The 12387-nt window shown below is 42.0% G+C and carries 14 protein-coding genes; 2 read left to right on the top strand and 12 right to left on the bottom strand.

The window, feature by feature from the left end:
* Positions 1–45: 45 nt before the first annotated feature.
* The 7 genes from porD to BM266_RS02355 all read right to left on the bottom strand — a co-directional run bounded on the left by porD (position 46) and on the right by BM266_RS02355 (position 5706).
* Positions 46–933 (bottom strand): type IX secretion system protein PorD, encoded by an 888-nt coding sequence (porD, locus tag BM266_RS02385; protein WP_093405422.1) that lies wholly within the window; start codon positions 931–933, stop codon positions 46–48.
* Positions 926–2134, bottom strand: a complete 1209-nt coding sequence (coaBC, locus tag BM266_RS02380) for a bifunctional phosphopantothenoylcysteine decarboxylase/phosphopantothenate--cysteine ligase CoaBC (RefSeq protein ID WP_093405420.1) — start codon at positions 2132–2134, stop codon at positions 926–928. Before coaBC ends, porD begins: the two co-directional genes overlap by 8 nt.
* A gap of 9 nt (positions 2135–2143) precedes the next feature.
* Positions 2144–2473 carry a DNA-directed RNA polymerase subunit omega gene (locus BM266_RS02375; protein WP_093405889.1) on the bottom strand — a complete coding sequence of 110 codons (330 nt, stop codon included), beginning with the start codon at positions 2471–2473 and terminating at the stop codon, positions 2144–2146.
* Between the two features lie 16 nt (positions 2474–2489).
* On the bottom strand, positions 2490–3314 hold the full coding sequence (locus tag BM266_RS02370) for an outer membrane protein assembly factor BamD (protein WP_245760368.1): 825 nt from the start codon (positions 3312–3314) through the stop codon (positions 2490–2492).
* Positions 3315–3495: 181 nt separating this feature from the next.
* Positions 3496–4371, bottom strand: a complete 876-nt coding sequence (dapA, locus tag BM266_RS02365; protein ID WP_093405415.1) for a 4-hydroxy-tetrahydrodipicolinate synthase — start codon at positions 4369–4371, stop codon at positions 3496–3498.
* Positions 4372–4377: 6 nt separating this feature from the next.
* On the bottom strand, positions 4378–4875 hold the full coding sequence (locus BM266_RS02360; protein ID WP_093405413.1) for a DUF6913 domain-containing protein: 498 nt from the start codon (positions 4873–4875) through the stop codon (positions 4378–4380).
* 132 nt (positions 4876–5007) lie between these two features.
* The gene (locus BM266_RS02355; RefSeq protein ID WP_093405410.1) at positions 5008–5706 is read right to left on the bottom strand and encodes a hypothetical protein; all 699 of its coding nucleotides are present in this window, start codon (positions 5704–5706) and stop codon (positions 5008–5010) included.
* A 155-nt stretch (positions 5707–5861) separates the two neighbouring features.
* Between BM266_RS02355 and BM266_RS02350 the strand changes: the two genes are divergently transcribed.
* On the top strand, positions 5862–6626 hold the full coding sequence (locus BM266_RS02350; protein WP_093405408.1) for a 5'-nucleotidase C-terminal domain-containing protein: 765 nt from the start codon (positions 5862–5864) through the stop codon (positions 6624–6626).
* 45 nt (positions 6627–6671) lie between these two features.
* A complete protein-coding gene (locus tag BM266_RS02345) occupies positions 6672–7580 on the top strand; it encodes a bifunctional metallophosphatase/5'-nucleotidase (RefSeq protein WP_093405405.1) in 909 nt (302 codons plus the stop codon).
* An 85-nt stretch (positions 7581–7665) separates the two neighbouring features.
* Here BM266_RS02345 and ligA read toward each other — a convergent pair whose 3' ends face one another.
* From ligA to BM266_RS02320, 5 genes are read right to left on the bottom strand one after another with little or no spacing between them, the layout of a single operon-like run.
* Positions 7666–9660, bottom strand: coding sequence for an NAD-dependent DNA ligase LigA (gene ligA, locus BM266_RS02340; RefSeq protein WP_093405404.1), 1995 nt, complete (start codon positions 9658–9660; stop codon positions 7666–7668).
* 19 nt (positions 9661–9679) lie between these two features.
* The gene (locus BM266_RS02335; RefSeq protein ID WP_093405401.1) at positions 9680–10351 is read right to left on the bottom strand and encodes a VOC family protein; all 672 of its coding nucleotides are present in this window, start codon (positions 10349–10351) and stop codon (positions 9680–9682) included.
* A 19-nt stretch (positions 10352–10370) separates the two neighbouring features.
* Entirely contained in the window at positions 10371–10952 is a 582-nt protein-coding gene (locus BM266_RS02330; protein ID WP_093405399.1) for an LOG family protein, read from the bottom strand.
* 46 nt (positions 10953–10998) lie between these two features.
* Positions 10999–11844: a peptide chain release factor N(5)-glutamine methyltransferase gene (gene prmC / locus BM266_RS02325; RefSeq protein WP_093405396.1), complete on the bottom strand. Its 846-nt coding sequence runs from the start codon at positions 11842–11844 to the stop codon at positions 10999–11001.
* 43 nt (positions 11845–11887) lie between these two features.
* Positions 11888–12373 carry a GNAT family N-acetyltransferase gene (locus BM266_RS02320; RefSeq protein WP_093405393.1) on the bottom strand — a complete coding sequence of 162 codons (486 nt, stop codon included), beginning with the start codon at positions 12371–12373 and terminating at the stop codon, positions 11888–11890.
* Positions 12374–12387: the final 14 nt, after the last annotated feature.

Here is a 12387-nt window from a genome sequence, read left to right as displayed (position 1 = left end):
GCTAAATATACGGGAGAAATCTTTCCCAATCAACCGGGAAAATAATTATTGCAGGTTTCGCCAGTTACGGGAATAACGCGGGGCGATATTGGTTAAGGTTTCTGTTAAACCGGGCCGGTTTATAGCAGGACCTCCACTGAATATTTGTGAGATCTCATCGGCTTTGGAATCAAAAAAGGTACGTAGCAGGAGCGAATTTGCACGTCGACGATTCATGGTTTCCAGTTTTTCCAAAGCATCAGCGATGGCCATTTTACCTTTTTCCTGGTCGCGGTGCATTTCATCCAGGCCAAGGCGGTGATATTCGTATAGTGCCGTACGGTATTCGGCAAAGGTATTTGAAAGAAGATCGGTATTCAGGCGGTAGCGGGAATTGTTTCCATCGGCACCACTCCAGCCCTGGCTTCCACCCTGCTGCGCGGTTGTCACAATCCTATTGGCCTCCTGGTAATATTGGGTTCCTCCTTCAGGAGAAAAAGTGTCAGCATCCAGGCCTAAGATTGTATATACATAGAAACTCAACACTGAAACGAGATTGGAACTATAAGAATTCTGGCTGTAATTTAAGGGTTGGTATTCGCGGTAGCTAAAACCAAATTGATCGTCATTAAAATTTAAAACCGGGCTTACCATGGTAGTTCCGTAAACGGGTCGTGAAGACTGCACCTGGATGGTACCGGAGAAAGATTCACCTTCAAAGCTGTTCAGGGTTATGAACATACTACAATTTATGCGCTCGTGGGGCAAAAATTCCTTGTCGGTCCAGCTGGTTTGGTTTACGAATTCGGTAAGGGCGCGTTCCAGGGTACGAAAAACTGAAAGGTTGCTTTGGCCGGTTTGTTCGGTATTCAAAACCACCTGACAATTGAGTTCCTGAGCCTTCATTTGACTAAGGCCGGCAAACATCAAAATAATCAGGAGAAAGTTACGCATGTATCAAAGTTACGATTTCATTTAAAATATCCTTCGCTACTTCCGATTTTGGTTTCAGATCAAATTCCTTAACCGAATCGGGATAGACGATAGTGATCTTATTGGTGTCTTTCTGAAAGCCGGCTCCTTTGTCCTGAAGCGAATTTAAAACTATGAAATCGAGGTGTTTCCGCTTCAGTTTTCCGCGGGCATTTTCAAGCTCATCATTGGTTTCCAGGGCGAAACCTACAAGAAGCTGTTTTGTTTTATTCTCTCCCAGGGTGGCAAGAATATCACGGGTTTTTTCCAGCTCTAAAGTAAGATTGTTGTCGTTTTTCTTGATCTTTTGCGAAGAGACCTGTTTTGGCTTGTAATCGGAAACCGCAGCAGCGGCGATCACCACATCTGCTTCAGCAAAGTATTTATTTACCTCAGCATACATTTCTTCATTGCTCACCACCCTGATGAGGTTCAGATTGGGCTCACTGATCTCCAAATGTGTGGGGCCGGAAACCAGGATAACATTCGCTCCCAAAGCGGCAGCTGTTTCCGCCAAAGCAAAGCCCATTTTTCCGCTGGAATGGTTTCCGATAAAACGAACGGGGTCTATAGCCTCATAAGTTGGCCCGGCGGTAATTAAAACGGTTTTATCCCTCAAAGGAAGTTGTGCTGAAAAATGTTCCTCCAGGAATTGCATGATATCTTCGGGTTCTGCCATCCGGCCTTCTCCGTGGAGTCCGCTGGCGAGTTCCCCGGTTCCTGCCGGGATCATAATATTCCCGTATTCCTTAAGTTGATCAAAGCTGTTTGAAGTAGACGGATGCCGGTACATATCCAGGTCCATAGCCGGCGCAAAAAACACCGGGCATTTTGCTGAGAGGTAAACAGCAAGCAATAAATTATCGGCTGTTCCTGAAGCCATTTTAGCCAAAGTATTGGCAGAGGCTGGGGCTACAATCATAAAATCGGCCCAGAGGCCGAGTTCTACGTGATTGTTCCAAACAGCATTTTCATCTTCCTCATTGGTGAAAGATGAAAATACCTCATTCTTTGATAATGTGGAAAGTGTTAACGGAGTAACAAATTCTTTAGCAGCGGGCGTCATCACCACTTTTACGTGGGCACCGGCTTTAATAAGAAGTCTTACTAAAAAGGCAGTTTTATAGGCAGCGATACCACCGGTAACGCCTAAGAGTACGTTTTTACCTTTTAGTACCGACATAATACCAGATTATGCTTCTTCAGAATCTTTGGTGTTGCGGTAGTATATCTTGTCATCCAACCATTCCTGGATCGCTAAAGAATGCGGCTTGGGAAGTTTTTCATAATACTTAGAAACCTCTATCTGCTCTTTATTCTCAAAGATCTCGTCAAGGCTATCGTTGTAAGTGGCAAATTCGTCCAGCTTCTCAAGCAATTCCTTTTTAATCTCAGCATTGATCTGGTTAGCGCGTTTCGCTACTACAGAAATAGCTTCATAAATGTTATTGGTGGGTGCATCTACCAGATTCTTATCGATAGTGGTAGTGTTCACCGGGGCGTCAGATTTCTTAATGTCCATCATTCTTTCTTGCTAATTATAAATTTTGTAACCTCGTTTCAATATCTTCTAATGAAGCATTCATCGAGGAAAGGTATTCCCCTTCCGGATATCGCTTCACGTATGCCTGGTAATATGTTTTTGCTTCTTTTAAACGCTCTTCCATAAGGCTGGCAAAACTGTTTATGGCCAATTGGTAAGTCGCATCAAACCTGTAATAGAAAGCCTCTTCTCTAAAAGGAGAACCGGGATATTCTTTCGTAAAATTATCAAAGGAAGTGATCGCAGCTCTGAAATTACCTGCACGGGCCAGGCCGGTGGTATGGTATTGTTTTGCAATTTCAAAGGCCTTTTTCTCCAGTTTTACTCTTAATTCGGTGGCCAGTTCATTGGCACGGATCGCATATTCCCCGTCAGGGAAAGTATTAAGGTAAGCCTGAAGTTCGGTAATGGCTTTACGGGTATCGGTTTGATCCAGGTCATAACGTGGCGAAAGCTCGTAAAAACTCGCAGCTTTCTTGAAAGCAGCCTCCTCCAGCTTTTCAGAATTGGGATAAGACTGCTGAAAACGCTCAAACTGATAAGAAGACAGGTAATAATCCCCCAACTGATAGTAAGTATCGGCAAAAAGGAAACTTAATTTTTCCCCCTGCGGCTTACCTCTGTACTCTGGCACTATTTGTTCAAAAAGACGCAGGGCCTTCCTGAATTTTGGTTTGCTTTCTTCTTCTTTGGCTTCGTTATAAAGCTGTTCGGCAGTAGCATATTTCTCACCGGTGTCTTCGCTTTTCAGGAGTTTTTGATACTCGCTACACGAAACACTTAACAATAATACACTGACTAATAAAAAGGCTTTTTTCATTCTTTGTAAAAACATCTGGCAAAAGTACATTTTTTCCTGAGTATAAAAAAACTTTCACTCGCACTGCATTAACCCGAAAACAGGAGTTTTATTGTAATTTCAGTAAAAACTCTAACCGAAATAAGTTGAATGAAGTCTAAAAAACAACCCCCACTTCAGGGGCGGGGGTTAAACGTTATAATTAAAAGCTATCTACAAAATCATTTATCTGCTGTGTCAAAGTATCTGAAGCCTTTACAAGTGGAAGCCGCAATACATTTTGGCAGAGTTCCTTTTTATAAAGCAGGGCCTTGATTCCGCCGGGATTGCCTTCTGCAAAGATCAAATCTATTGAAGGCGCTATTTTATAATGCAATTTATAAGCTTCCTTTGCTTTTCCGGCAAGACCAAGGGAAACCATTTCTGAAAACTCCTTCGGAAAGCCCTGACCTATAACCGAGATCACTCCTTTTCCACCGGCAAGGACCTTTGGCAAGGTGATCATATCGTCGCCCGAGATAACCAGAAAATCTTCCGGAACCAACGAGATAAGGTTCATAGCTTGTACGATATCGCCAGCTGCTTCTTTAATTCCTATCACATTTGGAAGATCGCGGGCTATACGATTTACGGTTTGTGGCAATATATTAGATGCCGTTCTGCCCGGAACATTGTATAAAATAACAGGCAAAGGCGAGGCCTCTGCTATCAGCTTGAAATGCTGATAAATCCCTTCCTGAGTCGGTTTATTATAATAAGGAGAAACCGATAATATAGCTGAAAAACCATCAAGCTTTCCGGTTTTTAGTTCTTCACCAAGGGCGGTAGTGTTATTTCCTCCGGCTCCCAGGACCAGGGGAAGACGGCCATTATTCTTTTTTACTACCGTAGCTTTTATAAGTTCTTTTTCCTCTTTGGTGAGGCAAGCACTCTCTGCGGTTGTGCCAAGCACAACCAGGTAATCTATATTGTTTTCAATTTGATTTTCGACCAGGTTTTCCAGGGCTTCCACATCAACCGAAAAATCTTCCCTGAACGGGGTGATAAGTGCTACCCCGGTACCAACAAATTCTTTCATTTCTATTTATTCTCCTTTTAAAATTTTTAAATATTTGATCAACTCATCTGTAAAAACTTCCGGTTTATTCCCGTCGTTTATGCTAAGGTTGACCTCTTTTTCTTCAAACCTCCCCGCTTTCACCAGGGCGGAAATCACTTCCCGCAGGAATAAAGCTTCCCGATTGTTTTTTTCAGTGTAACTTATCACAAGATCGGGGCCAGACTGAATAATCTCCTTTAGGGCCTGGTTTTTAATCTTTCCATTATAAGCGATATCTTTTAGCTGAAAGCCTATTGATTCTTCCCTGGCCTTATCCCCGCTTCCGCAGAAAACACAGTGAAAATCTTCCTCAGAAATACCCAACTCCCTTTTTAGTTTCTCCAGGCTTTTCAGCAAATCTTTATCTGGCGAATCATAGAGCAAAACCAGACTTTTTACCTCGATGGTATTCGAAGCATCCTTTACAGGAGCTACAGCTTTAAGTCTTTTCTTAGCCAGGTAGATTTTATAAATTTTTAGCAACACAGTTCTTTTTGGGCGGACAAATGTAAATAATTAAAAACTCAGAGAAATGCTTTTAAAGTCTTTCGGAATAAGGAAAATTACATTTTTAACAGCTTTAATTTTTTTGTGAAAATAGATACAGAAAAGAGTTTAAATCATATGCAAAAGCCGAAGCTTTTTTTCGGGAGTCACAAAAAACAGGAAGGCAAAGAGAATAGCAGCAAACCTAAGCAGATTCCCCAGCACCACAACTAAAGTGTCCCGCAGGTAAAACTCTCCCATATCCCTGAAGACATCGGCGAAAATAAAAGCCAGAACAAGGGTGATAAAATAAACCGATTTCCGCGAATAGGAATTGAGGTAAAAGATAAGGGCCACTCCACCGAAAACCAGCAAGTTCAAATAATACAATACATAAAGTAAATACTCCGCCTGGCTATTTATGTATGGCTCCAGCTGTAACAGGTGCTCCAGAAGTAAATAAGAATTTACCAACACCAGCAGCAAAAAATAACCAAGCATATATTTACTGGCGTGCTCTCTCCTGGTATAATGCAAGGCCTCCCGACCCAGAAAAATATACGCCGACATAAAACAGATAAGTCCGGCAGTTTTATAATACCAGCTTTCCTCCAGGCTATCGGCAAAAATACCGGCCAGGACAAAGCAGCAAAAGGCAACCAGGTTCAAATTGGCTGCATTAAGTTTTCTAAAATAAAATCCCAGGAGCGGTAGAAAAAATAACAGCCCAGAGCCTAAAACCAAATAAGGAGATTCGGAAATCACCCCATAGATATTAAATATGGCCAGAAAAACAATACAACAAATAAGAAGAACTTGAAATTTCATTAAGCTATAATTCCGATAAATATAATAAAGTTTAGTGTTTATTGCGTATTCTTCTGATTTTATACTGAATTCTCTTTAAAGAGCTAAAGAATAATTTTCTTCTTCAGGATTAGACTTTAAATTACTCTTTATCTTTGCTGAAAATATTTTAGTAAATGATCGTTCTAAAAAATATTGGTATTCTCGCTTTCAGCCTGCTAATGCTGAATTCGTGTAAGACCGAGAACCTCCTCCTTTCAGAAATAGAAGGAAAAAGAATCGCCATAGACACAAACCAACAAGCCAATGCTGAGCTGGAGGAATTCATAAAACCTTACCGGGAACATCTCAACAAAACCCTGGACAGTACCCTGGCATATAACCCCAGGAGTATGAATAAGAGTGAAGGCGAGCTTAATACCGCCATTGGAAATATGATGGCCGATATCGTAATGGAACAGGCAAACCCGGTGTTAAAAAACCGTACCGGAAATGAGATCGACATGGTGTTGCTAAATCACGGCGGAATTCGTTCGGGACTGAATAAGGGAAATGTAAATGCCCGAAGCGCCTATGGGCTGATGCCCTTTGAAAATGAGATTGTAATTGCAGAGCTTTCCGGGGACAAGATCCTGGAAATGCTGGATTATCTGGAACGAGCCAAAACCGCACATCCTGTGAGTGGCATTCAAATTGAAATGGACAGGGATTTCAAGATTACTTCTGCCAAAATTCAGGGTGAGGAAATAGATCCTGAACTCACTTATTTTGTAGCTACTTCAGATTATTTGCAACAAGGAGGCGACAATATGAATTTCTTTAAAGATCCCATTGAACTCTATAATGTAGATTATAAACTGCGCAATGCGATAATCGATTATTTTCAGAAAACAGACACTATAAGAGCTGAAAGAGACAACCGGTTCATTAGAAAAAATTAACTCTGCAAGGGTTTAGAACCCTTGCAGAGTTAAAAAAATAAACAGATGAAAAGAAGAAATTTTATTCAGCAAACCACAGCAGCAACTGCATTTGTTGGCCTCGGCGGACTTTCAAGCATTGCTATGACGCCATTCGCCAAAAAACACATTACAATCCTGCACACCAATGATGTTCACAGTCACATTGACCCTTTTGGTCCCGATGATGCACGTAACCCCAATATGGGAGGGGTGGCAAGGAGAGCTACTTTAATTGAAAAGATCAAAAAAGAGAATCCGAATACCCTGCTGCTAGATGCCGGCGATATTTTCCAGGGAACCCCGTACTTTAATTTTTACGGTGGAGAGCTGGAATTTAAGCTAATGAGCAAAATGAAATATGATGCTTCTACCATTGGGAACCACGATTTCGATAATGGAATAGAGGGCCTTTATGCCCAGCTCCCTCATGCAGAATTCGACTTTATTTCTTCCAATTACGATTTTAGCAATACCGTTATGGACGGGCACACCCAACCGTTTAAAATATTCAGAAAGGATGGGGTAAAGATCGGCATTTTTGGATTGGGGGTAGAACTGGATGGGCTGGTATCTAAAAAGCTTTATAAGGAAACCCAGTACCTTGATCCCATTGAGATCGCACAGGATATGAGCCGAAAACTCAAAGAAGAACAAAAATGTGACCTGGTGATTTGTCTCTCACATTTAGGTTACGATTATCAACACGATAAGGTATCAGATCTTAAACTGGCGCGCGCCACAGAAAACATAGACCTGATTATTGGCGGACACACCCACACCTTTTTAGATAAACCTACTGTAGAAATCAACCGGACCGGTAAAAAAGTACTGGTAAACCAGGTTGGCTGTTACGGATTGTACCTTGGACGGATAGATTTTTACCTGGACAGCAAAAACAATATTGAAGCTAACGGGGTGAAGATAGCTGTATAGAAGGATACCTCCATAAAGTTTATGAGAATCTGAATGAAATCTAAAGGTCGGCAAGGCAGGTTCAGAGCGACGAAATCTTTTATATTCAGGATAACATCTTAAGAAATTCATCTTCAGAAATTATATTTGTGCCTAGTTTTTCGGCTTTGGCGAGCTTGCTGGGGCCCATATTTTCTCCGGCAACCAGGTAATTGGTTTTTCCTGAAATAGAACCCGACACCTTTCCTCCATTCTCTTCTATCATTTTCTTGAGCTCATTCCGGGACACTTTTTCAAAAACCCCTGAGATCACAAAGGTATTTCCTGCTAATTTATCGGTATGATTGGCGAGCACTTCAGCATCTATCTCCAACTGAACCCCGTATTCCTTTAAACGTTGAATTATCTCCCTGTTTTCTTCTGAAGAAAAGAACTCCCTTACACTACGGGCAATCCTTTCCCCAATTTCATCGATGGCGATCAGATCTTCTTCTGAAGCAGCCATCAGTGCATCGATGCTTTTATAATGTTTCGCCAGCTTTTTGGCAACCGTCTCTCCAACATACCGAATTCCGAGTGCGAACAAAGTCCTTTCAAACGGAATTTCCTTCGATTTTTCAATTCCGTTGATGAGATTTTCAGCCGATTTCTCTGCCATACGCTCTAAAGGAAGAATATCCTCTTTTTTCAGGGTATAGAGATCGGCATAGTTTTCTATGAGATCAGCGTTTACGAGTAATGCCACGGTTTCTCCGCCCAGGCCTTCAATATCCATCGCCTTACGGGAAATATAATGCTGAATACGCCCGATGATTTGGGGTGGGCAGCCGTAGTAATTAGGGCAGTAATGCTGAGCTTCGCCTTCCTTTCTAATTAGTTTTGTTCCACATTCGGGACAATTTTCAGCATATTTGGTTTCGGGAGTTTCAGGATCTCGTTTGGTAAAATCAACCCCTACGATCTTGGGAATGATCTCCCCTCCTTTTTCCACAAAAACCGTATCTCCTTCCCTTATGTCCAGTTTGGCGATCTGATCGGCATTATGCAAGGAAGCACGTTTAACGATAGTTCCCGCAAGTTGCACGGGTTCCAGGTTTGCTACAGGAGTTATCGCTCCCGTGCGGCCAACCTGGTAAGTTATCTTTTTAAGCTTTGTTGCTTCCTGCTCGGCCTTAAACTTATAGGCAATAGCCCAGCGTGGCGATTTGGCGGTATAGCCCAGTTCATCCTGCTGGTGTAAATCGTTCACTTTCACAACCACCCCATCGGTTTCATAAGGCAGATCATGACGATGAATATCCCAGTAATTAATATAATCCAGCACCTCTCCGATATTGTCTTTCAATTCGGCTTCAGCGGGTACTTTAAAGCCCCAGCTTCTGGCTTTCTCCAGGGTTTCAAAATGCGTTTTCGCCGGAATTCTTTCAGTAACTATCGAGTATAGCAGACAATCCAAGGGCCTTTTTGCTACCTCAGCGCTGTCCTGAAGCTTCAGACTTCCCGAAGCTGTATTCCTGGGGTTGGCATAGGGCTCCTCCCCGGCTTCCACCCTTTCCGCATTCATTTTTGCAAAACCTTCGTAAGGCAGAATAATCTCCCCCCGGATATCGAATTTATCGGGATAATCTCCCTTCAGCTTAAGAGGAATAGACCGGATGGTCTTGATATTATTGGTTACGTCGTCCCCCTGAAAACCATCCCCACGGGTAACGGCTCTTTTTAACTTTCCATCTTCGTAGGTGAGGCTTATGGAAGCACCATCATATTTTAACTCACAAACATATTGTAATTTGCCATCAACGAGTTTTTTTACCCGTTTCTCCCAATCTTCCAGTTCCTCCTTAGAATAAGAGTTGGAAAGGGAATACATGCGGTATTGGTGAACCACTGTTTTAAAGCTTTTGGTTACGGCACCTCCTACACGCCGGGTTGGAGAATTAGGATCGTCGTACTCAGGATATCGCTCTTCAAGTTCCTGTAATTCCTTAAGCTTCATATCGAAATCATAATCACTTATTTCTGGCTTATCCAGCACATAATAGAGGTAATTATGATGATTTAATTCTTCACGTAACTGCCTGATCTTTTCTTCAGTGGTCATATAAAATCTTCAAATATTTTTATTCTGAAAGCCTCTTCAAATGATCGTTTTCAAAAACTAATCGATGGTCTTTCTCCTGGTGACGGAACTCCACTCGGAATTCAGCTGCATAGGCTTTATCATCGGTTGGAAACCAGTCTTTCTTATTTCGGTTTATGGTGATCAACAAGCCTTCATCGTCTCCAATAGCGCAGAATTTCTCGAAATCACCGTCATATTTCTCCAAGCCAAAATGGGAATTCATAAAATTGAACTTTTCCCGCACTTGGGTAGTGCCAATACCAATCTCAGCAACGCCCAGGATACTTTCTTCTGAAAACAAAGCAGATTGAGGCTTATTAAAATCGCCGCGAGAGATGAATTCCAGAATATTCTCATCGGCATCATAGAAATACAAAGATTTTGCATTCCAGGCACTAAAATCTATGATCTCCTTATTATTATTCTTTAATACAGGCACACGTCTCTTCACCCAATCAAGCGCCTCTTCTTCCTGATTATCGGGAATATGAAATGCGATATGATATGGTTTAGCATCCTGTTTGTATTGAAATTCCAGCAGGCTATACCCTATTTGCACTTCAAAATTTTCCTCGGAATTCTGTTTCACCTTCAAACCCAGGGTGTCCCGATAAAAATGCAATTGCTCCCTGAAATTTAAAGAATACAGCTGAAGTTTGCGGATTTTCATTTCTGCTTTTTTTAGTTGATCAGGTCTGCTCTTTATTCATCCATTTGGGGACTGGCAGTGGCTTAAAATTATACATTTTCTCCAATAGTTCCTCGATGTTCGCTGCGATAAGTAACATATCAAAGTTCTCTTTTTTAAGCAATTCTTTCCGAACCATGGTCTTCAACATTGCTATTAATTCGTCGTAAAAACCATTAATGTTCAGCAAACCTATTGGATTTTTATGTAGTCCCAGCTGACCCCAGGTTATGATCTCAAATAACTCTTCAAAAGTTCCGAAACCACCGGGCAGGGCTATAAAACCATCGCTGAGTTCGTGCATTTTCAGTTTGCGCTCGTGCATATCTCGTGTAGTGATAAGTTCGCTTAAGCCGGGATGCACTACCTCTTTGGTTTTGAGAAAATCGGGAATTATCCCAATCACCTTCCCATTGTGATCCAGGCTTCCGGCGGCTACCCTCCCCATAAGGCCGAGTTTACTACCACCAAAAACCAGGTTTATATTTCTCTGGGCGAGCATTTTTCCCAGGCGGTAGGATTCATCAGAAATTACAACATCATTCCCTTCACTGCTGGCGCAGAACACGGCAATGCTTTTCATTGTATTTTCTTTCTGTGTTTGTTCCAAATCGACAAATTTTTTTGGATTATTTTATGCCTTTCAGCATTCTGAAATTTCCGTAAATATCCTTTCGGAGTTCGGTTTTAAAACCATACTCCTGAAGTAATTTTTCTGTTTCCGGCCCCAGGTACTGGTTGATCTCAAAATAAAGTTTACCTCCCGGCACCAGGGCTTTTTGTGCCAGCCCGGTGATCTTTCGGTAAAAAATAAGAGGATCATCATCTTTTACATATAAAGCAGTCTCCGGTTCATAATCAATGACATTTGGCTGCATATCGGTTTTTTCCAATTCCCGTACATAGGGCGGGTTAGATACGATAAGGTTAAAATTCTGCTCAAGCTTTTCCAGCTTTAGCACATCCGTTTCAGCGAGATTAATAACTACTTTATTATTTGCGGCATTCAATCTGGCAGTTTCCAGGGCTTCTGCTGAAATATCCATCGCAAAAATTTCTGCCTCCGGAAGGTTTTTAGCCAGGCTTATCGCGATACAACCGCTACCGGTACCAATATCCAGGAGTCTTAATTGTTTGTTTTCGGAATCGAGATCATCCAGGATCCATTGTACGAGCTCCTCGGTTTCGGGACGCGGCACCAGCACATCTTTACTCACTTTGAATTTCAAACCGAAAAATTCGGTTTCACCAAGAATATGCTGAATTGGTTCGTGTTCTAACAGCCTTTGCTTCGCACTTTTAAATTTAGAAAGATCTGCCTCACTTATTTCTTTATCGCGTTGCAGAGCGACCTGAAGCCTGCTCATTTCAAGGTAAGCCTCTGTTAACAAACCAAAAAATGAATTTGCCTCCTCACAAGGGTATTCTTTGGTGAGTTCAGTGAGAAATGATCTTTTTAATTCCGATAGGGTCAAATTCCTGATATTTCGTCCTTCCTCATATACTTAATGCGCACTATTAAACGTCCCTTATCATCCACATCGTACAGTTAAAGTGGCCGGTGTTCCCCATAGGGGCTTCCAGGGATTTGAAGCCGCTTTTTCCATAAAGTTTTCGGGCATTTTCCATATACGGCAGGGTTTCAATATAGCACTTTTCAAAAGCCTGGGAAGCGGCATATTTAAGGCAGGTGTCCATCATCTGGGCGCCAAGGCCTTTGCCCCTTGCTTCGGGAAGAAAATACATTTTCTGCAATTCACAGACCTTCTCCTCCAGTCCCGCTAAGGGAGCGATTCCCGCTCCTCCAATGATTTTTCCTTCGCTTTCGAGAACAAAATAATTCATTCTCGGGTGCTGATAGGTGCCATACATATCATCAAGGGCTTTGTCCTCGTAGGCCGTGCCGACTTTAGGCACACCCATTTCCACGAGTACGCTGCGCACCACTTTGGCTACCTGCTCATTATCTTCGGGTTTAATTTCCCTTATTTTAAAATTACTCATTCTTGTTATAAATC

It is taken from the genome of Salegentibacter flavus, assembly GCF_900115145.1.
GTDB classification, from domain to species: Bacteria; Bacteroidota; Bacteroidia; order Flavobacteriales; family Flavobacteriaceae; genus Salegentibacter; species Salegentibacter flavus.
This window is presented reverse-complemented; position numbering and strand designations above follow the sequence as displayed.